At 67.7% G+C, this 22,138-nt stretch carries 20 protein-coding genes and 3 pseudogenes; 9 read left to right on the top strand and 14 right to left on the bottom strand.

What is annotated here, in order from left to right; genetic code table 11:
• Positions 1 to 8: 8 nt before the first annotated feature.
• The gene (locus tag IPM60_01380; GenBank protein ID MBK8906593.1) at positions 9 to 629 is read left to right on the top strand and encodes a TIGR04282 family arsenosugar biosynthesis glycosyltransferase; all 621 of its coding nucleotides are present in this window, start codon (positions 9 to 11) and stop codon (positions 627 to 629) included.
• Here the strand turns inward: IPM60_01380 and hspQ are convergent.
• Positions 623 to 952, bottom strand: a complete 330-nt coding sequence (hspQ, locus tag IPM60_01385; protein MBK8906594.1) for a heat shock protein HspQ — start codon at positions 950 to 952, stop codon at positions 623 to 625. The genes IPM60_01380 and hspQ overlap by 7 nt on opposite strands.
• Positions 953 to 1,209: 257 nt before the next feature.
• On the opposite strand from hspQ, the gene IPM60_01390 reads away from it, so the two are divergent.
• Positions 1,210 to 2,718: a hypothetical protein gene (locus tag IPM60_01390; protein ID MBK8906595.1), complete on the top strand. Its 1,509-nt coding sequence runs from the start codon at positions 1,210 to 1,212 to the stop codon at positions 2,716 to 2,718.
• Here IPM60_01390 and moaB read toward each other — a convergent pair.
• The 4 genes from moaB to IPM60_01410 all read right to left on the bottom strand — a co-directional run bounded on the left by moaB (position 2,684) and on the right by IPM60_01410 (position 5,472).
• Complete coding sequence (moaB, locus tag IPM60_01395) at positions 2,684 to 3,223, bottom strand: molybdenum cofactor biosynthesis protein B (protein ID MBK8906596.1); 540 nt, start codon at positions 3,221 to 3,223, stop codon at positions 2,684 to 2,686. The genes IPM60_01390 and moaB overlap by 35 nt on opposite strands.
• Before the next feature lie 62 nt (positions 3,224 to 3,285).
• Positions 3,286 to 4,638 (bottom strand): DUF4921 family protein, encoded by a 1,353-nt coding sequence (locus tag IPM60_01400; GenBank protein MBK8906597.1) that lies wholly within the window; start codon positions 4,636 to 4,638, stop codon positions 3,286 to 3,288.
• 31 nt (positions 4,639 to 4,669) lie between these two features.
• Positions 4,670 to 5,134, bottom strand: coding sequence for a M67 family metallopeptidase (locus IPM60_01405; protein ID MBK8906598.1), 465 nt, complete (start codon positions 5,132 to 5,134; stop codon positions 4,670 to 4,672).
• Positions 5,131 to 5,472 (bottom strand): hypothetical protein, encoded by a 342-nt coding sequence (locus IPM60_01410; protein ID MBK8906599.1) that lies wholly within the window; start codon positions 5,470 to 5,472, stop codon positions 5,131 to 5,133. The genes IPM60_01405 and IPM60_01410 overlap by 4 nt, the downstream gene beginning before the upstream one ends.
• Here IPM60_01410 and IPM60_01415 point away from each other — a divergent pair.
• Both IPM60_01415 and rpoH read left to right on the top strand, forming a co-directional pair.
• Positions 5,471 to 6,442 carry an RluA family pseudouridine synthase gene (locus IPM60_01415; protein ID MBK8906600.1) on the top strand — a complete coding sequence of 324 codons (972 nt, stop codon included), beginning with the start codon at positions 5,471 to 5,473 and terminating at the stop codon, positions 6,440 to 6,442. The genes IPM60_01410 and IPM60_01415 overlap by 2 nt on opposite strands.
• Positions 6,443 to 6,633: 191 nt before the next feature.
• Entirely contained in the window at positions 6,634 to 7,518 is an 885-nt protein-coding gene (rpoH, locus tag IPM60_01420; GenBank protein ID MBK8906601.1) for an RNA polymerase sigma factor RpoH, read from the top strand.
• A 64-nt stretch (positions 7,519 to 7,582) separates the two neighbouring features.
• Here the strand turns inward: rpoH and IPM60_01425 are convergent, their stop codons facing one another.
• Together IPM60_01425 and IPM60_01430 are read right to left on the bottom strand one after the other, a co-directional pair.
• Positions 7,583 to 7,846 (bottom strand): hypothetical protein, encoded by a 264-nt coding sequence (locus tag IPM60_01425; GenBank protein ID MBK8906602.1) that lies wholly within the window; start codon positions 7,844 to 7,846, stop codon positions 7,583 to 7,585.
• A 29-nt stretch (positions 7,847 to 7,875) separates the two neighbouring features.
• Positions 7,876 to 8,313 (bottom strand): YjbQ family protein, encoded by a 438-nt coding sequence (locus IPM60_01430; protein MBK8906603.1) that lies wholly within the window; start codon positions 8,311 to 8,313, stop codon positions 7,876 to 7,878.
• Positions 8,314 to 8,506: 193 nt separating this feature from the next.
• On the opposite strand from IPM60_01430, the pseudogene IPM60_01435 reads away from it, so the two are divergent.
• From IPM60_01435 to IPM60_01445, 3 genes and pseudogenes are all read left to right on the top strand, one after another.
• Positions 8,507 to 9,945: pseudogene (locus tag IPM60_01435) on the top strand (glutamate--tRNA ligase).
• Between the two features lie 2 nt (positions 9,946 to 9,947).
• A pseudogene (gene gltA / locus IPM60_01440) lies at positions 9,948 to 11,269 on the top strand (citrate (Si)-synthase).
• A 99-nt stretch (positions 11,270 to 11,368) separates the two neighbouring features.
• Positions 11,369 to 12,259 (top strand): Gfo/Idh/MocA family oxidoreductase, encoded by an 891-nt coding sequence (locus tag IPM60_01445; protein ID MBK8906604.1) that lies wholly within the window; start codon positions 11,369 to 11,371, stop codon positions 12,257 to 12,259.
• A gap of 142 nt (positions 12,260 to 12,401) precedes the next feature.
• Here the strand turns inward: IPM60_01445 and IPM60_01450 are convergent, their stop codons facing one another.
• The 7 genes and pseudogenes from IPM60_01450 to IPM60_01480 form a co-directional block, all read right to left on the bottom strand.
• Positions 12,402 to 12,566: a type II toxin-antitoxin system RelE/ParE family toxin gene (locus IPM60_01450; GenBank protein MBK8906605.1), complete on the bottom strand. Its 165-nt coding sequence runs from the start codon at positions 12,564 to 12,566 to the stop codon at positions 12,402 to 12,404.
• 81 nt (positions 12,567 to 12,647) lie between these two features.
• Positions 12,648 to 14,384 carry a dihydroxy-acid dehydratase gene (gene ilvD / locus IPM60_01455; protein MBK8906606.1) on the bottom strand — a complete coding sequence of 579 codons (1,737 nt, stop codon included), beginning with the start codon at positions 14,382 to 14,384 and terminating at the stop codon, positions 12,648 to 12,650.
• Positions 14,385 to 14,748: 364 nt separating this feature from the next.
• Positions 14,749 to 15,735, bottom strand: coding sequence for a peptidoglycan-binding protein (locus IPM60_01460; GenBank protein MBK8906607.1), 987 nt, complete (start codon positions 15,733 to 15,735; stop codon positions 14,749 to 14,751).
• Positions 15,736 to 16,719: 984 nt separating this feature from the next.
• Positions 16,720 to 17,421 carry an ABC transporter ATP-binding protein gene (locus tag IPM60_01465; protein MBK8906608.1) on the bottom strand — a complete coding sequence of 234 codons (702 nt, stop codon included), beginning with the start codon at positions 17,419 to 17,421 and terminating at the stop codon, positions 16,720 to 16,722.
• Positions 17,422 to 17,424: 3 nt separating this feature from the next.
• Positions 17,425 to 18,193 (bottom strand): annotated as a pseudogene (locus IPM60_01470) (ABC transporter ATP-binding protein).
• Positions 18,190 to 20,055: an ABC transporter permease gene (locus IPM60_01475; GenBank protein ID MBK8906609.1), complete on the bottom strand. Its 1,866-nt coding sequence runs from the start codon at positions 20,053 to 20,055 to the stop codon at positions 18,190 to 18,192. Before IPM60_01475 ends, IPM60_01470 begins: the two are co-directional and overlap by 4 nt.
• A gap of 106 nt (positions 20,056 to 20,161) precedes the next feature.
• Positions 20,162 to 21,376 (bottom strand): ABC transporter substrate-binding protein, encoded by a 1,215-nt coding sequence (locus IPM60_01480; protein ID MBK8906610.1) that lies wholly within the window; start codon positions 21,374 to 21,376, stop codon positions 20,162 to 20,164.
• Between the two features lie 111 nt (positions 21,377 to 21,487).
• Between IPM60_01480 and IPM60_01485 the strand changes: the two genes are divergently transcribed.
• Positions 21,488 to 21,901, top strand: a complete 414-nt coding sequence (locus IPM60_01485) for a hypothetical protein (GenBank protein MBK8906611.1) — start codon at positions 21,488 to 21,490, stop codon at positions 21,899 to 21,901.
• A gap of 24 nt (positions 21,902 to 21,925) precedes the next feature.
• On the top strand, positions 21,926 to 22,138 hold the full coding sequence (locus tag IPM60_01490) for a hypothetical protein (GenBank protein ID MBK8906612.1): 213 nt from the start codon (positions 21,926 to 21,928) through the stop codon (positions 22,136 to 22,138).

Consider the following 22,138-nt stretch of genomic DNA (forward strand, 5'->3'; position numbering starts at 1 on the left):
TAGCTGCGATGGGTCTCGACCAACACCTCGTCGCGTTCGCCCGCGCGCCCCGTATCGGGCGGGTCAAGCGGCGCCTCGCCGCGGACGTCGGCGCGGTGGCCGCCTGGCAGTTCTACCGCCAGACCCTGCAGGCGGTGCTGACGACCCTTGCGGGCGGCGGGCGATGGCGGCGGTGGCTCGCGGTCACTCCGGATGCAGCTTTGGGCGAGGACCGGGTGTGGCCGCGCGGCTGGCGGCGAATCGGACAGGGCGGCGGCGACCTCGGGATGCGGATGTCGCGGGTGATGGCGAAACTGCCGCCCGGCCCGGCGGTGATCATCGGAACCGATGTTCCGGAGCTTTGTCCGCGACATATCGCAGCGGCGTTCGACGCTCTGGGGGCCCATGACGCCGCCATCGGCCCGGCGGCGGACGGCGGCTACTGGCTGATCGGGCTGAAACGGCGCCCGCGCCTGTCCAATGCCTTTGCGGATGTGCGCTGGTCATCGCCCCACACCCTGGCCGACACGCTCGCCGCTCTCGACGGGCTTGACGTCGCCATTCTGGAAACATTGGACGATGTGGATGACGGCGCCGGACTGGCGCGCTGGCGCCGGCGCCGAGGTCGGGCCGGCGATGGCGATCAGTGAGCGGTTCCCGGTCGGGTGACGTAGCGGCCGCCATCCCAGCCCGAGAACATCTCGCTCACCTGCGGGTGACCGACCGGCTTGCCGCTTTCATCCGGCAGCAGATTCTGCTCGGAAACGTAGGCGATGTAGCTCGTCTCCTCGTTCTCGGCGAGCAGGTGGTAGAACGGCTGGTTCTTGCTCGGCCGGATGTGCTCCGGGATGGACTGCCACCACTCCTCCGTGTTGGCGAACACAGGGTCGACGTCGTAGATGACTCCACGAAACGGGTAGATGCGGTGGCGCACGACCTGCCCGATTTGGAACTTTGCCTGGTGAATCGTCATCACGCACCTTCATGCCTGTTACCCATCAAGTTGTGCTTGAACACCAGTGGATTTCAAGGGCGCTGATCGGACTATCGGCGAATTGCGGCAAATCGGCGCGGCCGGCCGGCCGCCGCCGGCCGCGGCATCCCATGACCGGCTGATGATCATAGCGCTCGAGCAACGGTTTCTTCAGCAATTGTGGAAGATTCTATCTTCATCAGATGGCGCGCCCGCCCGAGGCGCGATCCGCTGTGCAGACAGCCTGGGGGCGAGCAATGCCGAACACCTTGCCGGATGGACGACGCCGCCCGGTCGTCACGTTCGAGGTGCTGTTCAAGCAGCACAACGGGCAGTGGCAAGGCCGAGGCACTTTTGCGGGGACGGAGCGCGAACTGGCCATCGACACGGCGCGCGCGCTGGAGCAGGACCTGACGGTCGCGCTCGTCAAGGTGGTCAAGGAGACCTACGACCCTGCGACCAACGCCACGGAGGAAACCACCGTCTACCGCTACAGCGCCGCTGCCGCCATTGACGAGGATGCGCTCCAGGCGAGGCGCGCCCGCGCCAAGGCGCGAGAGGACGCAGCGCGCGCGCGAGAGGCTTCGCGCCGTCGGCGGCGTTTTGGCGTGTCGAATTGTGTGGCGGGGCTGCCGGCGCTGGTAAGGGCCTTTGCCGCCGGATGCTGCCGATTGGTCCGCTTCCGGCGTTACCGGACCCCTCTCCCGGCCACCGGCGCCACAACCGCCAAACGCGTACCGACGCTCGCTGCCAAACCGCCGCAGCCGGCCTGTGCCTGGGCGCAGCAGAAGCGGATCGTCAGCGGATTTCTCCGCGGCGTGGCAGATCGAATGGCGGAACTCGGCCCCGGCGCCGACAACGACATTCGCCTCGGCCTCTGCTTCTACATTTGCGGCGCCTGCTCGGCGGTGATCGAGCACCGACCCATGACCGCGGCCGACGCCAACGGCCTCATCGCCGACTGCCTGTCGGTTCTTCGGCTTCCGCGCCAGCGTGCGCTTCAGTTCGCAGCCGATCGCGAGGTCCATGTGGCGGAAAGCCCGCGGTTCAGGACCATGTTTGATCTCGGGCACGCGGCGATGCTCGCCTACCTCAGGACTTCAACACCCAGCGCCGACAGCCTGACGCAGGCGCTCAGGACCTGGAGCGCCGCCGCACCGCAGATGCAGCCGGCTCCCCGGCGGCACGTCACGATCGTTCTGACCGAGATCCTGCACGAACCGGCGGCGATGGCGGACTCGAACGCCGATAGCGCCGCAAGGGACCGCCAAGTTCACGACCGCATCTGCGACAGCGTGCTCCGACGGTTCAAGGGCGCAAAGGCCGGCCACGCGCCGCGCGGCATGGCGGCGGTATTCGACGACCCGACTTCTGCGGTCAAATGCGCGGTGCTCATTCAGCGGTGCGTCGACGATCACAACGCGGGGCAGAACGGGATCGCGGCGGAGGGGCCGGTGTCGTTGCGCATCGCCGTCGTCGATCAGGCCGCGGACACCGATGGCGCCGCAGCGCGCACCGGAGCGGCGGACCTTGCCCGCACGATGATCGCCACCGCCGAACCGGGGCGCATCGTCTGCACGGACGCTGTCCGCCGCGCCGCCGAAGCCTTGAACCTCCCGTGCGCCGCCCGCGCACCGCTGGCCACACCGGAGCGTCCTTCGCCTGTGTCATGTTGCGAGATCATTGTGGCGCCGCGGGGCCAACAACTCCGGGAAGCGGCTTGGGTTGCGCCTACGGCTTCAGGTGCTCCTGCAGGCGGGGCATGAGCTCAACGAAGTTGCAGGGGGTGTGGCGGGAATCGAGCTGGTGGACGAGGATCTCGTCCCAGGCGTCCTTGCAGGCACCGGTTGAGCCGGGAATGGCGAACAGGTAGGTGCCGCCGGCGACGGCGCCGATGGCTCGGGACTGAATGGTGGAGGTTTTGACTTTCTGGTAGCTGATCCAGCGGAAAAGCTCGCCGAACCCGGGGATCTCCTTCTCGGCGACCGCCTTGAAGGCTTCCGGCGTGATGTCGCGGCCGGTGACGCCGGTGCCGCCGGTGGCGATGACCACGTCCACGTCGGGGTCGGCGATCCACGCCTCGAGCTGCTGCACGATGTCCGCCTGCTCGTCCTTGACGATGCGACGGTCGGCGAGACGATGGCCGGCTGCGGCGATGCGGTCGACCAGGGTCTGGCCGGAGCGGTCGGTCTCCATGGAGCGCGTGTCCGATACGGTCAGCACCGCGATGTTGACGGGGAGAAACGGGCGGCTGCCCTCGATCATGGCCATGGCGCAAGACTCCTCGCTGGACGGCTGATGCAGCCGTTCATTTCATCCGAAAGCATCGCACACTAGTGTCCGCCGCGGGCATCCCGCGACAACGGCGGAAACGCCGGCTCCCTGCCCTCCTCCTGGCGTACGGCGGGGTTGTATTTGAGACAGTTGGGGATGCAGTCGCACTCGACGGCGATCTTCATCGCGCCGATGCGACCGTCGTGGCGGAGCTGGAACAGCCGCGGCACCACCCGATCGCGCATGGACTCCGGGTCGATGGTGTTGACGTAGACACGGGTCCCGCCTTCGAACCCCGCCGGCGTCGTCAGGCGCCACTTGAGCAGAACCCGCCACGGCATCGCGACATCGGCGTCCGGCGGCTTGTAGTACCACTCCTCATTGCAGGGCACTTCCGGCCCGGTCGCCGCGTGACAGGCGTGGACCAGGTCGGAGATGCCGCGCAGCGCCTCGACGGAATGGTTCCACGGCTGGCTGCGCTCGCTCTTGGAAAAGACCTCCAGGGTCGGGTAACGGTGGCCGAACCCGGCGAAGGCGATGGCGTGGTCGTTCTCGGCGATGACCAGGTTGTGATAGGCGGCGAAGTTGACGGCGGCGTCGTTGTAGATGTTGGGGTTGGCGCGCGCCAGGCGGATCTCGATCTCGCTCTGCACGCCGCGTTCGTCGATCGCCACCAGTTGCTTGTGGAGGTGGTCGAAGGAGGCGCCGGCCGGCCGCAGCCAGTTCTGGAACACGGCGACATAGCGGACGTAGCGGTTGTCCAGGTAGATGTCGCGCACCGCGTCGATGGTGAAGCGCATGTACTCGTAATGCTCGTCCGGGGTCAGCGATCCGGATGAGGCCAGCTGGTTGTCGAAGCGCGCCCCTTCGGTGAAATGGCGGCGAGCGACGATCAGCTCATGGCCGCCGCCGAAGAAGGCGTTCGACATCTGGAACCGCTGTTCGGCGGGGATGCGCTCGATATCGAGGGGCGTCATGCCTGACGCCTTCAGGCGCGCTTCCAGAATGGCGAGAACGTGGCGCCGTCCCAACTCGGTCGCCAGGTAAGCGTGCATGCGGGACTGCACGAGATCGGGGATCGCGTAGCCGAAATTCTTCTGCCAGTACTCGAAGGAGACGATTTCGAAAAGGTTCGGGATGCGGCGGTATTCGGCGACCGTATCCGACAGCTCCTCGGCGCGCAGACCGCGGAGGGTAACGAACCCGGCCTCGGTGGCCACCAGCCGTGCCTTCTCCGGCGGCGTTTCCAGGTAGCGCCCGCTGCAGAAGGCGCAATGGGCGGTGTGGTCGTTTGGGCTCAAGGCGTTGGGGTTGGCGTTGCTGTTGCCGAGGGGACGATTTGCGCGGCCGGGAACCGTCCACACCTCGGTGCCGGTGAACGGGTTGACCTGCTTGATGGTGCCGTCGGCCATGCGCATCAGGTAGTTCGACTGGGGAATGAGCTCAGGAAGCATGCGACTGCGGCCCTCTCCAAGAAGCGTCGAACGTGACAGGGCGGAAGCGGTGGCCGCCGGGCTCGGGGCGGTGCGCGCGCATGTCAACGACGCGCCCGCCCGCGACGGAGACGATTACCCAGACCAGGTCCGGCTCGAACGCCATCTCCGCATCCCGCGCCGACGGCTCCGCCGGATGATCGGGATGGGAGTGGTAGTGGCCGACGATGCGCTCCGGCCCCTCCCCCAGTTCCCGCATCAAGGCGAAGCGAACCGCCGGATCCACCTCGAAGCGGTCGCGGCGCGGCTCGGTGGCCACGTTGCGGCTGGCGACGGCGCGGGTGACGCGAATACGGTCGCTGGCGCTGTCTTCGTTGTCCGTCCGACCGATCAGCAGGCCGCAGCACTCCTCCGGATAGGCGGCCTCGGCGGCCGCGGCTATCTCCTCGACGACGGCGCCGGGAACAATGATCATGGGGTGATCTGGATCGTGCCCAGTTCCGCGCCGGTGCCGGTGTCGATCACGATGATCCGCTCGCAGAGACCGGCGGGCCCGGTGCGCAGATAAAGTCGCGATCCGTCCGGGCGCATGTCGACCACATTGCAGCCGGCCGGCAGGACCAGACGAGCCGTGCCGAAGCCGGGCTGAGGCGGCCGAGGAGCAACCGCAACGGCGCTGGCCGGCTCTTCTTCGGTCCCCGCGATATTCGTGATAAAGCCATAGAACAGAAGGACGAAGCTGAGCACGATGAGGGCGCCGAGGCCGATGACGAGGCCCTTCATGGCGCGCATGGGATCGAGTTGTCTCTGCATGTCGGACACCACTTACACCGTGCATGTCGGGGACGACAAGGCCGGTCTGCGCCTTGATCGGCTGCTCGCGGAGGCGCTGCCGCAGCATTCACGAACCCGGCTGCAGGCCCTCATTCAGGAGGGCGGCGTGCGGGAGGCAGACGTTGCGGCGGTGCGCGACCCCGCGGTTCGCGTCCGCGCCGGCGCCACGTACGAGGTGGCGGTGCCGGCCGCGACAGCGGCGACGCTCGAACCGCAACCGTTGGCGCTCGCGGTGGTCTACGAAGACGACGACGTGATCGTCGTCGACAAGCCGGCAGGTCTGGTGGTTCATCCGGGCGCCGGGAATGCGGATCACACCCTGGTCAACGCGCTGCTCGCACATTGCCAGGGTCGACTGGCGACGATCGGCGGCCCGCTGCGTCCCGGCATCGTCCACCGCCTGGACAAGGACACGAGCGGCCTTCTAGTGGCGGCAAAAACCGACGGCGCGTACATGTCCCTGGTCGCCCAGTTTTCGGCGCACAGCGTGCAGCGCGTTTATCATGCGGCGGTGTGGGGCGTGCCGGCGCGCCGCCACGGCCACATCGACGCGGCGATCGGACGCGATCCGCGGCACCGCAAGCGCATGGCGGTGGTTCGAACCGGCGGCAAGCCGGCCAAGACCGGCTACCGAGTAATGGCCCGCTACGGCGACGGCCTCGCCAGCCTGGCGGAGTGCCGGCCCTACACCGGGCGTACCCACCAGATTCGTGTTCACATGGCCGCCTCCGGGCACCCGCTCATCGGCGACGCCCTGTATGGCGGCGGGCCGAGGCGGGCGTCCGTCACCGGCGATGCGGTGCGGGGGGCCGTCGTGAGCCTGGGGCGGCAGGCGCTTCACGCGCATTTGATCGGATTTCTGCATCCGGCGCGGCGCGTCGCGATGTCTTTCACGTCGGATTTCCCAAGCGACTTCAGGATGCTCATCGACACATTGGAGCACCTATAGATTTCCCTATACTCGACCGCTGAAGTACATTATCCTTTCCTCAAGGAACGCCGCGGTTTATCGTTGGCATCTGGCGAACGGAACCGCGGGCCATGAAGGAACGTTTGCAGGAAGCAACGTTTGCAGAAAGGAAGCTTTGAGAAAGAACCCTGGCGGAAGGAACGCCGGTTAGGACACCCTGGGATACTGCGATGCTGTACTCTGAGTTCGACACGGATCTGTCGCCCGAACGCAACCTGTCCCGCTACCTTCAGCGCATCCGCGCATTTCCGATGCTGCCTGCGGAGGAGGAGGAGCGCCTCGCCCGCCGTTGGGTCGAGCACGGCGACGGGAACGCGGCGCACGTGCTGGTGACCAGCCATCTGCGCCTTGTCGCCAAGATCGCCATGGGCTACCGGGGCTATGGCCTGCCGTTGGGAGAACTGATCTCCGAAGGCAACGTTGGGATGATGCAAGCTGTCAAGCGTTTCGATCCTGACCGTGGCTTCCGGCTCGCCACCTATGCCATGTGGTGGATCCGCGCCGCCATTCAAGAGTACATCCTGCACTCCTGGTCGCTGGTCAAGATCGGCACCACGGCGGCGCAGAAAAAGCTGTTCTTCAATCTGCGCAAGCTCAAGGGCCAGATGCAGGCGATGGAGGAGGGCGACTTGACGCCCGACCATGTCTCCGGCATCTCCGAACGTCTCGGGGTGTCGGCCACCGAGGTGGTGCAGATGAACCGCCGCATCGCCAGCCCCGACATGTCGCTCAACGCCCCGTTGCGTGAGGAGGGCGAGGGCGAATGGCAGGACTGGCTGGTCGACACCGATGACAACCAGGAAACCCGGGTCGGCGAGGACGAGGAGTTTCAGCGGCGGCGGCGATTGCTGGTCGGCGCCATGGAGACGCTGACGGATCGCGAACGCGAGATCATCGCGGAGCGCCGTCTGAAGGACGACCCGGCGACCCTGGAGAACCTCAGCCAGCGCTTCGGCATCTCCCGCGAACGGGTGCGGCAGATCGAAGCCAAGGCCTTCGAGAAGCTGCAGAAATCGGTCCGCAACACCGTCATCGACCAGCGCCTGGCGTTCTAGGGGCGACGGAACGGATACGGCGGCGCGCCACGAAGCGCTGACGGAAAACCTTCTGCGTCCGCCGTCAGGCACGCCGGCGGCGAAATGGCCACCCGAGGCGCACGCCGCGGTCGGGATGGCGGATCAGGGTCGGCACCACCACAGACGCGGAGACGATGACCATGGCTGCCGGCAACAGCAGCCATAGGGTGTCGCGGAACGCGCGACCGATCAGATCCACTGCGACGTAGAGGCCGAACCCCAGATAGAGGATCGCCGACACCCGCTCCACCTCGCGCAGAGCCACTGCGAACCAGTGGCCGACGGCGGCGCTGCCCGGGGATTTCATCGATTGCCTGCGGTCCCCGGCGGTGGCGGTCAGCCGACGCCGATCACGGTGACCTCGATCGGCCGCCTGCGAGGCTTGTTGTCGTGATTGATGACGATGACCTGCTGCCAGGTTCCGAGGCGCAACCGGCCCGCGCGCACCGGCACGACCAGGGACGGCCCCAGCAGCGCCGCCTGGACGTGGCTGTGGCCGTTGCCGTCGTGCCACGTCATCTCGTGGGCATACGCCAGGTCCGGCGGCGCCAATCGGCGGATGGCGTCCTTGAGGTCGGCGACAGCGCCCGGCTCGTACTCGATGGTGGTGATCGACGCCGTGGAGCCGATCGCCACCACATGGGCGCTGCCGGCCTTGACGCCGGTCCCGGCGACGATTTTGGCGACGGCATCGGTGATGTCGGCAATGTCCGGCCCGGTTGCGAGAGACACTTCGAACGACCCGCATTGCACCACCACATCGCCAGCGCCCATTGCTCCTCTCCTCGCTCCGGATGTTGCCCTTTCAGGAATGCTAGCACGGCTGCGGCTGCGAAGCATCGCCGCCGGTGTCGCGCCGTAACGGGCGTCGCCGTCGCTGACGTCGTCTCCGGCAGTGGCGGTGGCAGGGAAACGTGATAAACCACTGTCGGCGCCGCAACCTTCAGCCTGGCTCGCGATCGCATCCATGACCGTCGTCACCCGCTTCGCTCCGTCCCCGACCGGGTTCCTCCACATCGGCGGCGCCCGCACGGCGCTGTTCAACTGGCTCTTCGCCCGCCACCACGGCGGCAGCTACCACCTCCGCATCGAGGACACCGACCGCAAGCGCTCCACCCCGGAGGCCGTCGCCGCGATCATCGGCGGCCTTTCGTGGCTCGGCCTGGACTGGGACGGCAAGGTGGTCTCCCAGTTCGAGCGGGCGTCCCGCCACGCCGAGGCGGCCGAGCGCCTGGTTGCGGAGGGCAACGCCTACTATTGCTATGCCAGCCCGGACGAACTGGCGGCGATGCGCGAAGAGGCGCGGCGAGGGAAAGGTCCGCTACGACGGACCGCTGGCGCGACCGGGACCCGGGCGAGGCGCCCGACGGGCGCGGCCGGTGGTGCGCCTGAAGGCGCCCCAGACGGGCGAGACCTGCATCGACGACAACGTCCAGGGGCGGGTGACCGTCGCCAACGCACAGCTCGACGACATGATTCTTCTGCGCGCCGATGGCACCCCCACCTACATGCTGGCCGTGGTCGTCGATGATCACGACATGGGCGTCACCCACGTCATCCGCGGCGACGACCACCTCACCAATGCATTTCGCCAGATGCAGCTCTATCGCGCCCTCGGCTGGGAGCCGCCGGCATTCGCCCACATCCCGCTGATCCACGGCGCGGATGGCGCCAAGCTGTCGAAGCGGCACGGCGCCCTCGGCGTCGACGCCTACCGGGAGATGGGCATCCTGCCGGAGGCCATGTGCAACTACCTGCTTCGGCTCGGCTGGGGGCACGGCGACGACGAGTTCATCAGCCGCGAGCAGGCCGTGGCGTGGTTCGATCTCGACGGGGTCGGACGGTCGCCGGCCCGATTCGACATGGCCAAGCTGCTGAACGTCAGCGCCCACTACCTGCGCGCCGCCGAAGACGCCCGCCTCTGCCGCCTGGTGCTCGAGCGGTTGCATGGGTCCTGCTGCGCGGCCGTTGTCGGCGCACGCCGAACAGCGAATCTTGAACGGGATGGAGAGCCTCAAGCCACGCGCCAGGACGGTGGCGGATCTGGCGGACGCCGCCGCGGTCTACGCCGTGGATGCGCCGCCGGCGATGGCTGCGGAGGCGGCGGCGCTGTTGACGGAGGATGCCCTGGCGTTGTTAAGCGATTTGACGCGGACCTTGGAGGCTCATAAACAGTGGGACGCACGGTCTTTGGAGGCGTTGGTGCGGGATTTCGTCACGACACGACAACCGGAGCCGCGGAAGCTCGGCGAGGTTGCGCAGCCGCTGCGCATAGCCCTCACCGGGTCGAAGGTTTCGCCGCCGATCTTCGACGTGATGGAGATTTTGGGACGGACGGAAACGCTGGCTCGCCTCGCTCTAGTCGTTTCTGCCTCCGCTCCCGCCCTGGAAGATAAGGAAGCCTGACGATGAGTGACTCCACTGCCGCCGGCCGCGCTGAGAAACGCACGGTCACCGTGATCGACAACGCCACGGGCCGCCAGTTCGAACTGCCGGTTCTCTCGGGAAGCACTGGCCCCGACGTGATGGACGTCCGCAACCTCTACAGCGACACGGGCTTCTTCACGTTCGATCCGGGGTATACGTCGACCGGAAGCTGCGAGTCGGCGATCACCTTCATCGACGGCGCCGAGGGCATCCTGCGCTACCGCGGCTACCCGATCCAGGACCTCGCGGAACACACCGACTTCATGGAGGTCTGCTATCTGCTGCTGTACGGGGATCTGCCGACCGCCGAACAGAAGCGCAAGTTCGAACACGACATCACCTACCACACCATGCTGCACGAACAGCTGGTACGGTTCTACGAAGGCTTCCGCAGGGACTCGCATCCGATGGCGGTCATGGTGGGAGTCGTCGGCGCTTTGTCGGCGTTCTACCACGACTCGACCGACATCACCAATCCGCGCCACCGCATGATCGCGTCCTACCGGATGATCGCCAAGATGCCGACGATCGCCGCATGGGCCTACAAGTATTCGATCGGCCAGCCCTTCGTGTATCCCCGTAACGAGCTCCGGTATTCCGAGAACTTTCTCCACATGCTGTTCAGCATTCCTTGCGAGCCGTACATCGTCAACCCGGTGCTGGCGCGGGCGATGGATCGCATCTTGATCCTGCACGCCGACCACGAGCAGAACGCCTCGACCTCGACGGTGCGCCTCGCCGGATCGAGCGGCGCCAACCCGTTCGCCTGCATCGCCGCGGGCATCGCGTCCCTGTGGGGGCCGGCGCACGGCGGCGCCAACGAGGCGGTGCTGCGCATGCTGGAGCAGATCGGCGACCAGAGCCGCATTCCAGAGTACGTCAAGCGCGCCAAGGACCCCAATGACTCGTTCCGGCTGATGGGCTTCGGGCATCGCGTCTACAAGAACCACGACCCGCGCGCGACGATCATGCGCCAGACCTGCCACGAAGTGCTCGACGAATTGGGGGCGCGCGACGAGCCGCTCTGGAAATCGCCATGGAGCTGGAGCGCATCGCCCTGGAGGACGACTTCTTCATTTCGAAGAAGCTCTATCCCAACGTCGACTTCTATTCCGGGATCATTTTCAAGGCGATCGGGATTCCGACGTCGATGTTCACGGTGCTGTTTGCGGTCGCCCGCACCGTCGGCTGGGTTGCCCAGTGGAACGAGATGATAGAGGACCCCACCCAGAAGATCGGCCGCCCGCGCCAGCTTTACACCGGCGCGACGGAGCGGGCGCGCGGCTCGCGCGGAGGGGCCTGACCGCCAGGATCGGGGGCGGACCACGGCCCGCGGCCTTTCGGCCGTCGGGCCCTCCGGGGGGAGTCACGCCCGGCGCCACCGAGCAGCGGGCGCGGGGCGGTGTGCGACGTCGACGGAGCGCGCGCCGAGGAGGTGGCCCGGGAGGTCGGGTGCCGCACCGTCACCGACTACCGGGAATTGCTGGGTCGAGTGGACGCGGTCAGCGTCGTCGTGCCCACCAAGGCGCACCGGGAGATCGCCCTCGCGTTCCTCGAACACGGGGCGCACGTGCTGGTCGAGAAGCCGATCGCCGACACCGTAGAGGCGGCGGACGACCTGATTCGGGCGGCAGCGGCGCGCGGGCGGGTGCTACAGGTAGGGCACCTGGAGCGGTTCTCGACGGTCCGCACCGCCATCGACGAGACCATCACCCATCCGGTCTACATCGAGGCCAACCGTATCTCGCCGTTCCGGATGCGCGGTACCGACGTCAGCATCGTCCTCGACCTGATGATCCACGACATCGACATGGTGCTGTCGCTGGTCGACGCGCCGGTGGAGTCGGTGGACGCGGTCGGCGCGCCGGTGCTGTCCCCGCTCGAGGACATCGCCAACGCGCGGATCCGCTTCGCCAACGGCTGCGTCGCCTCGATCACCGCCAGCCGGATCAGCCTGAAGAATGAACGCAAGATGCGGATCTTCTCGCCCAGCGCCTACGTCTCCGTCGACTTCCTCGCCCGCAAGGTGCTGCAGGCGCGGAAGACCGGCGAAACGTCGGATCAGGGGGTCCCGGCCATCGACGTCAAGGACCGGGCGTTCGAGGAGGGCGACAGCCTCCGCGCCGAGATCGAGTCGTTCCTCGCCGCCATCGCGGACGGCCGCCCGCCGGTGGTCAGCGGCGAGGACGGCCGCCGCGCGCTGGCGACCGCCATCATGATCGGCGACAGCCTGGAAACCCACCGCGCCCTGGTCCAACGGCACCTGGACCCGAGTGCGTCACCTCAAATGTAGTAGGGGAGTAGGGCGGGTCTAAAGCATAGCGTGACCCGCCGCATGTCGGCGACATCCACGAACCATTCGGCGGAATACGCTACGCTATTCCGCCCTACCCGAGCTACCTCTCGCGCTGCGAACACGTTGCCGCTGCCCGGGGTCACCGGGATTTCGGCTTCTCGCTTCTTGACCATTGCTCGTAATCCTCCTTCGCTCGCTTGAGCCGCTGCGCGATCAGGTCCAACTCGGCTTTCGGCGTGGCGATGCCGCGCTTCGACTTCTTCTGGAAGGCGTGCAGCACGTAGACGGCCCCGGCGAAGCGCACGGTGTAGACGGCGCGGCTGTGGCAGGCTCACCCTTCGACAAGCTCAGGGTGAAGTTTCTCTATTATCTCGAGCCACAAGCCTCAAATGTCCGCATACACGTGGGTTTCCGCCTTGCCGCCGGGGTGGGTGACGGCGCCGGCGTAGGCGTCGCCGACGGTCTGGGCGTAACGCCAGAGGGCGCCGGATTGGAAGTCATGGGCCCGCGGCGCCCATGAGGCGCGGCGCTCGGCCAACTCGGCCTCGCTCAACTCCACGTCGATGGCGCCCGCCGCGGCGTCGATGGCGATGATGTCGCCGTCGCGAAGCAAGCCGATGGGCCCGCCGGCCGCCGCCTCGGGACCGACATGGCCGACGCAGAAGCCGCGGGTGGCGCCGGAAAAGCGCCCGTCGGTGATCAACGCCATCTTGCCGTCGGTGCCCTGGCCGTATAACGCCGCGGTGACCGACAGCATCTCGCGCATGCCGGGACCGCCGCGCGGGCCCTCGTAGCGGATGACCAGCACCTCGCCTTCCCGGTAGTTGCGGTTCTGCACCGCCTCGAAGCAGGCCTCCTCGCTGTCGAAGCAGCGGGCCGGGCCGCGGAAGCGCAGCTCCTTCATGCCGGCAACCTTGACGATCGCCCCCTGCGGCGCCAGAGAGCCCTTGAGGCCAACCACGCCGCCGGTGGGCGACAACGGATTGGTGAGCGGGCGAATGACCTCCTGCGCCTCCGAGACAACCACCTGCTCAAGGTTTTCGGCCAGGGTGCGGCCGGTCACCGTGAGGCAGTCGCCGTGCAGGTAGCCGCCGTCGAGGAGGATCTTGAGCAGCGCCGGCACGCCGCCGGCCTCGAACATGTCCTTGGCGACGAACCGCCCGGCCGGCTTCAAGTCGGCGATGTAGGGTGTGCGGCGGAAGACCTCGCAGACTGCGTCGAGGTCGAAGTCGATGCCGGCCTCGTGGGCGATGGCCGGCAGATGGAGCCCGGCGTTGGTGGAGCCGCCGGAGGCGGCGACGACGGTGGCGGCGTTCTCCAGCGATTTGCGGGTGACGATATCGCGCGGGCGGATCCCGAGCGCCAACAGGGACATCACCGCCTCGCCGGACGCTTCGCACAGCGCGTCCCGCGATTCGTACGGCGCCGGCGCGCCGGACGAGCCCGGCAGCGCCAAGCCGATGGCCTCGGAGACGCAGGCCATGGTGTTGGCGGTGAACTGGCCGCCGCAGGCGCCGGCCGACGGACAGGCGACGCACTCCAGTTCGTGGAGGTCGCCGTCCGACATTTTGCCGGTAGCGTGCTGGCCAACAGCCTCGAACACGTCCTGGACGGTGACGTCGCGGCCGTGGAACCGGCCCGGCAGGATCGAGCCGCCGTAGATGAACACCGACGGCACGTTGAGGCGGACCATCGCCATCATCATGCCGGGCAGCGACTTGTCGCAGCCGGCGAGGCCGACCAGCGCGTCATAGCAGTGGCCGCGCATGGTCAGTTCCACCGAATCGGCGATCACCTCGCGGCTGACCAGCGACGACTTCATGCCGGCATGGCCCATGGCGATGCCGTCGGTGACGGTGATGGTGACGAACTCGCGGGGCGTGCCGCCGCCGACCTTGACGCCGTGCTTGACCACCTGCGCTTGGCGCGACAACGCGATGTTGCAGGGGGCCGCCTCGTTCCAGCACGTGGCGACGCCGACGAAGGGCTGGTGGATCTCGGCCTCGGAGAGGCCCATGGCGTAGTAGTAGCTGCGATGGGGCGCCCGCGACGGCCCCTCGGTCACGTGGCGGCTCGGTAGCCTGGCCTTGTCGAACACAGGCCGTGCGCTGTCATCGGGCATGTCGCGTCCCCTCCACTTCCGTCTGCAATTGCGATCGCGATTGCGGCGGGCAGGATAGTGCAGCGGTGGCGCCGTGCCTAGACCTGCGCTTTCAGACGGAAAATGCCCGGCTTGTGGCGGTCTTGATCAGGTGAAACAGGTCAAAGCCTTTGATATCGAACGAAATGTGTCCGCAACATGCGTCGCCGATGTATGCGGATGTATGCAAATGTACTCAATACCCGCATACATTGTAAGGTCAATTTCTTCGAAGAAACCGAACAGGCAAGGAACATAAGCGGTCGAGGCGGCGTCGTCAACCAGCGCTTGACGCCGCCAGCGGGACGGATCGCCGCAAGCTCAAGCGACGGCAGGCTCTGCGGTGTCAACCGCCCGGCTGGTCGATGTACTTGCAGAACACCGGGCGGTCCTTGCCAAAATCGTAGACCCAGGTATCCCGGTTGTTGCGGCAATAGCGGACCACCGAGCCCGGCTCCCGCACACTGTCGACGCGGGGGCCGACCGTGGCGCTGATGGTCCTGATCACCGAAGTCAGCAGCGACGGAGAACCTGGCCGCGGCGGCTGCGAGGCCGCGTCGCGGCGCAAGGACGCCAGAACCCGGTCATCGACCGCGCCCGTGACGGCGAGGCCGCGCCGGGTCTGGTAGGCGCGGATGGCGCGGCGTGTCCGCGGTCCCTCGGCGCCGTCGATCGGACCGGGGGAGAAGCCGAGCTGGGTGAGCAGAGACTGCGCCGTGGCGACACGATCGGAAGGGGCGCGACGCGGTGCGCGCGCCGCGATGCGACGCTTGCGCTCCGGTGCGACGGCGCCGGCGGTGGTCGGCGGAGCGGCATCGACGGCGGTCGCCGGCGCCGTCGGTTCCAGGATCTCCGCCACGTCGGGCGGCGGATCGCCGGCTGGTGCCGCCGTCTCGATCTCCTCGGGCAGCATCATCTGGCCGCCTGTGGGCGCCTCCGATAGCGTCTCCGCAACCGGCTCCGCTGGGGGCGCCGCCGCCGCGACGGCGGGCTCCGGTGCGGGCTCCGGCAGTGATTGGTCTACGACGTCGGCGACCGCGTCACGGGGAACTGCCGGCGGCGTCTCGGGATCGATGTCGGACGCGACCTGCCTCGGTAGTGCAGGCGGACCGGCGCCGTCCGGCGCCACATGCACGGCAACGCCGATGCCGATCGCGAAACAGGCGACCGCCGCCAAGACCAGCGGACGCGCCGCAGACCGCAGCCTGCGGCCTGTCGGCGCGGCGACGGGCTCCGAGAGCGCCGCACCCGGTACCCCGGCAGAGGAGTCTGAATCCGCTGTGTCCGCGTCGGCGCCGCCCGCCGCATGGGGGGATGATGCGGCTGACGCCATTTCGATCTGAGCCGCATCCGCCTCCGGCCGGCCGTGCCCGAGCGCCGGCAAGCGGTCCTTGAGGGACTCCGGCAGGAACAGCGACCACGCCACCTCCCGCACCAGCGCCTCCCCCACCGGCCACACCGCGCGTTCCTCCGCGACCGAGAGCGCCGCACGGCAAAGGCGGGTGATCCGGCCGGGGAGGCCGCGGGAGTAGAACTCGATACGCCCCATCGCCTCTTCGGTGAACGGCGACGGGCCGTCGTAGCCGGCGCGTCTGAGCCGCGCAGCGACGAACGCCTCCACGTCGGAGCGGGTCATCGGATTGAGAACAAAGCAGTTGTCCGCGCCGATGTCGTCCTCGCCGCCGAGCCCCGGCAACCCGGCACGGAGCGAGCGGCGGTCCGTCGTCACCACCAACTGCGCACGCGGCTGTAACGCGTCCGGCGCCTGGCAGTCGGGACAGGGCGCGGCGACGCGCCGTACCCACCATTCGTCGGCCAGATGCAGGTCGTCAATCAGAAGAACAGCCGGCTGCGCCGAGTGGGCCGGTGCATCGTCGGGGGCGAGCGGCTTTGCAGTCCCGTCGGCGGCGGTCGCGGCCGCAGAGGGCACGCCGGTGGCGGACACGAGAGTGGTCTTGCGGTGAGGATCCAGAGCCTTCGCCAAGCTCGTCAGGAACGCCGATTTGCCGACGCCGGCCGTGCCCTGCACCACCAGGGGCGACCGGCCCGCCTCGATCCTGGCGAGGGTGGCGTCCATAACACGCCGACGCTCTGGCCACCAGTCGGCTTCAGCGTTCTCATGCCAGTCGGCGAAAGCGTCCTGTAGCCGGCTGTAATCCCTTATGTTCATGCGAATTGTCCACCACGTCGAATGCGCACGCAACCCGGTCTGCCTCCAGAGGTTTCTGCTGAGGCCAGTTTACAGCTATTGCGTGCGTTTTCACTACATCTTTAACGTGCATTATACAGACATTGCAGCGGCGTGTCGCCCCCCGCGTCACACGCTCAGATATGCGGCGCGCGCCGACGCATTTTCCGCCAATTCGGCCATCGGACCGGCGAACCGGATGCGGCCCTTGGCGATGACGCACGCGCGCTCGCAAAGGGGTTCGGCGAAGCGGAGGTTCTGCTCCGACAACAGGATGGCGAGGCCGTGGCGTTTCAAGGAGATGATCGTGCGGCACAGCTGATCGACGACCACCGGCGCCAAGCCTTCGGAGGGCTCGTCGAGGAGGATCAGCGATGGATTGCCCATCAGGGTGCGAGCGATGGTCAGCATCTGCTGCTCGCCGCCGCTCAACTGGCCGCCTCGCTGGTGCAGCCGGTCGCCGAGGGCCGGGAACATCTCCAAGAGTTTTTCGACCGTCCACGCGGGCACCCCGTCGCGCGGCGGCTGGCGGCCGACCTCCAGGTTTTCGAGGACGGTCAACCCGGTCAGGATGCGGCGATCTTCGGGGACATAGCCGATACCGCGGCGGGCGATGGCGTGCACCGGCAGGCGCTGGATCTGTTCGCCGCGGAATACGATCGTCCCCGACGCCGGCCGTACAAGGCCGATGATGCTCTTGAGGGTGGTCGACTTGCCGGCGCCATTGCGTCCGATCAGCACCACCACCTCTCCGGCGGCGACGTCGAGGGCGACGTCGAACAGGATGTGCGCCCGGCCATAGAGGCTGTTGAGGCCGCGAACCTGGAGCATCGGTCAGTCGCCTTCAAGATCGGCGCAGACGGCGCCGCTGCCTAGATAGACCTCCTGCACTGCCGGGTCAGCGCGGATTTCGGCCGGGGCGCCCATCGCGATGATCCCGCCGCGGTCGAGCACCATGATGCGGTCGGCGTGGGTAAACACCACGTCCATGTCGTGCTCGGTGAACAGCACGGCGCAGCCGCGCTCGGCCACGATGCGGCGGGTCAACGCCATCAAGGAGACGCGTTCAGTGCCGGCCATGCCGGCGGTCGGCTCGTCCATCAGCAGCAGCACCGGGTCGTGGGCAATAGCGACGGCAAGCTCGACCTTCTTCAGGTCGCCGTAGGCCAGCACCCCGCACGGCCGCTCCGCCTGGTCCGCGACCTCGACCAGGTCGAGCAACGCATCGGCTGCGTCGGTGTAGAGGCGGCTCGCGGGCGCTGCGATGGAGAGGATGCGGCGGTGGTGGGAGATCAGCGCCATGCGAACGTTGTCGCGGACGCTGAGCGAGTGGAAGGTGGCGGTGATCTGAAAGGTGCGTCCGACCCCGAGGCGCCAGATGCGGCGCGGACTTTTGCCGGCGATTTCCCGGCCTTGCAGGCGGATGGAACCGGCGTCGGGGCGAAGCTGGCCGTTGATCATGTTGAAGCAGGTGGACTTGCCCGCGCCGTTGGGGCCGATCAGCGGCGAGAACCTCCCCGGCGGCGAGATCGAAATCGATACCATCGACAGCCTTCAGGCCGCCGAAGCTCTTGCGCAGATGGCGCACCGCAAGCAGGGTCATGACGCGGGCGGCCGGTCGCGGTCGCCGGTGAGATCGACCGCCGCGCCGACGACGCCTTTGGGCATCAGGACGCAGATGCCGACGATGGCGAGGCCTAGGATCAGGCGCCAGTACGCCAGCCGGGCGAGCCAATCCTCCAGGCCGACGAATGCGAACGCGCCGACGATGGGGCCGCTGAGCGTTTGGACGCCGCCGAGCAGGACCATGAGCAGGGCGTCGACGGAACGCGGGATCGCCAGTTCGTCCGGGAACACGCTGCCCTTGGAGAACGCGTAGAGGCCGCCGGCGAGGCCGGCCATGGCGCCGGCGATGGCGAATGCCAGCCATTGCTGGCGACGAACGTCTATGCCGACGGCGTCGGCGCGCAGCGGCGAATCACGGCCGGCGCGCAGCGCCATCCCGAACGGCGTGAAGAACAGGCGGCGCAGCGACAGCACGCCGCTGCCGCACAGCGCCAGGGTCAGATAATAGTACGCGGCCGGCTGGCTGGCCCAGGCGGATGGCCACACGCCGACGAGGCCGTCGTCGCCGCCGGTGACCGCGTGCCACTGGAGGGCGATGGACCAGGTAATCTGGGCGAACGCCAGGCTGAGCATGGCGAGATAGACGCCGGAGAGACGCACGCAGAACCAGCCGAACAACAGCCCGCCGGCGCCGGACAGCAGCGGCGCCAGGACCAGCGCCACCTCCATCGGCGCCGCCAGATGCACCACCGCCAGGCCGGCCCCGTAGGCGCCGAGGCCAAAGTACGCGGCGTGGCCGAACGACACCATGCCGCCGCCGCCCATGATGAAATGGAGGCTCGCCGCGAACAGCGCGAAGATCAGAATCTCGGTCATCAGCACCAGAGTGAAGCGGTCGGCGACGACCGGCAACATCAGGAGCATCGCCGCGACCGCGAACAGGACCAGGCGGAGGCGCGGCCCGGCGGGCGCCAGCGGGCGCTCCTCGCCATGGCCGCCACCGTGGGCAGTCGGTTCGGGGCGCCCCATCAGCCCCTGGGGGCGCAGCACCAGCACCACCATCATCACCAGGAACACCAGCACGAGGGTGATTTCGGGCAGGATCAGGATGCCGAACACCTTGAGTTGGCCGATCAGCACGGCGGCGAGGAAGGAGCCGAGGATGCTGCCCATGCCGCCGACCACCACAACCACGAACACCTCGGCGATGATGTTGAGGTCCATCAACAGGCTGACCGGCTCGCGGGGCACCCGGACAGCGCCGCCGAGGCCGGCGAGGAACGAGCCGAGGGCGAACACGCCGGTGAAGATCCAGGTCTGATTGACGCCGAGGGCGGCGACGATCTCGCGGTCCTCGGTGGCGCCGCGCACGATGATGCCCCAGCGGGTGCGATAGAACAGGAGCCACAGGCCGGCGAGCACCAATGGCGCCAGCGCCACCAGCGCCAGGTCGTATTCCGGGATGTAGTGGCCGCCGATCGCGACGGCGCCGTCGAGCCCGGGAGCGCGCGGGCCGAGGACGTCGAACGGGCCCCATACGGCAAGCGCGACGTCCTGGACTATGAGGACGATGCCGAACGTCGCCGCCAGCTGGAACAGTTCCGGCGCGCGGTAGATGCGGCGCAACACCGTCATTTCGATGATGGCCCCGAGGATCGCGACGACGGCGGCGGCGGCCATGACGCTTAGCGCGAAACCGGTGAGCGTGTCGCCGATGCGGCCAGCGATTGGGTAGTTTGCGATGGTGAGGGCCAGATAGGCGCCGAGCATGTAAAACGAGCCGTGCGCGAAGTTGACGATGCGCGTGACCCCGAAGATGATCGACAGCCCCGACGCCACCAGGAACAGCGACGCCGCGTTCGAGAGGCCGGTGAGGATCTGCACCAGGATGAAGCTCAACGGCCTTCCCGCTCACGTTCGGTGTTCATCGTCGAAACCCGCGCCGCCTCGCGGTTCGCTTGGAGGCGAAGCCGACGCGACAGTCCAGGGCGCCGCGGCGGGCGGTTCAGTTGCCTGGGCGAAGGGCGCGGACGGCGTCGTCGCTCGGCAGGTAGTCGGCGCCATCGGCGTAGCGCCAGTCGACCATGACGCCTTCGCCGTCCCTGACCGCGGTGCGGCCGACGTAGGCGCCCATGGTTGACTGGTGGTCGATGGCGCGGAAGGTGATGGGGCCGAACGGGCTGTCGACGGTCAATCCTTTCGCCGCCGCGATCATCGCGTCGGTCTCGGTGGAGCCGGCCTTGTTGATGATCGCCCCGATTGCCTTGAAGGTGTTGTAGCCGACCACCGAGCCCAGCATCGGCGGCGCATTGAAGCGCGACCGGTAGGCCTCCAGGAACGCATCGTGGGCTTCGGTGTCTATGTCGTACCAGGGGTAACCGGTGACGATCCAGCCCTCCGGCGCTTCGCTGCCGAGCGGCGACAGGTACTCGGGCTCGCCGGTCAGCAGACTCACCACCTCGCGCCCCTCGAACAGCCGGCGCAGCTTGCCCTCGCGGACGAACTGGGCGACATCGGGGCCGAACGTCACGTTGAAGATGGCGTCGGGATTGGCGGCGGCGAGGGCCTGCGCCTCGGCCCCGGCGTCGATCTTGAACAGCGCCGGCCACTGCTGCGCGACGATCTCGATGTCAGGGCGCTTCTGCTTCAAAAGCTGGACGAAGGATTCGACGGCGTCCTGGCCGTACTTGTAGTTGGGCGCAATCGTCGCCCAGCGCCTGGCCGGCAGCTTCGCCGCTTCTTCCGCCAGCATCGCCGCCTGCATGTATGTGCTGGGGCGGAGGCGGAAGGTGTAGGGATTGCCCTTCTGCCAGGTCAGCGCGTCGCTCAAGGGCTCGGCGGCGACGAACAGGACCCGGCGCTGGTTGGCGAAATCGGCGACCGCGAGGCCGACGTGGGAGAAGTAGGTGCCGGCGATCAGGTCGACATCGTCCTTGCTGAGCAGTTCCTCGGCGATCTTGACGGCGGCGCCGGGTTTGCCGGCGTCGTCGCGGCTGATGACCTCGAGGGGTTTTCCGAGAACCCCGCCGGCGGCGTTGATCTCGTCCACGGCAAGCTGCCAGCCGTTGCGGTACGGTTCGGTGAATGCCGGAAGGCGCGTGTAGCTGTTGATCTCGCCGACCCGGATGACGTCCGCGGCGGGTGCGGGCGTGGCGCCGGTCACCAGCGCGGCGACGACTGCCGCCACCGTCGCCGCCAAAACATGTTTCCGTGTATTCATCGATCGTCCCTCTCTATCGTTGGCGCGCCCGCCGGTCCGGCGTGAAAGCCCCGTCTGGCATAGAAGCCGCGTCTGGCATAGAAGCTTCGTCTGGCATAGAAACAACGTGCCATGGCTCTGTCATCCTGCCTTCGCATCATCGCCGCCGGCGCCCTGATCGGGCTTCTGGTCGGATGTGCAGAGGCGGACACCTGCCCCGGCGACGACCCTGCCTCCATCGCCCGTGCCATCGCCGACGGCCATGCGTACCGGAAGCACGTCGTCCAAAGCGGCGAGTTCAGCGCCGGGCGTCGGATCGACGGGCTGGCGTTTCCCTTGGCAAGCATCGACACGAGAGCCGACTTTGCCGCGTTCATCGCCGACATCCTCGCTGATCCCGATCGCGACAAGCGGCTGGCGAACCGCCGGCATGGCTATTGGGACGAGAATACCGGGACCGTCGTCATATACAATGCCCGCGCTGCCGACTGCGGCACCGCCTTCCGCCCCGACCGCGGCGTCCGCTATTACCAGAACCTGAACTGAACCGGAAGGCCAGGGCCGCGAACCATGGACATCGAGTGCGCCGCCAGCGACGAGGCTCTGCTGCGCCTGACCCGGGACGAACTCGTGGTTCTGGCCAACGCCCTCAACACCGTCTGTAACGCCGTCGACCTGCCGGAGTTCACGACCCTCCTCGGCGTCGATCGGTCCGAGGCCGACGCGCTGCTCGCCGACCTCGCCGCAGTCCTGCAGCGGATGTCGCCCGATCGTGGCGCGTAG

This window comes from Rhodospirillales bacterium, from assembly GCA_016710335.1.
Lineage (GTDB): Bacteria > Pseudomonadota > Alphaproteobacteria > Rhodospirillales > Defluviicoccaceae > JADJXQ01.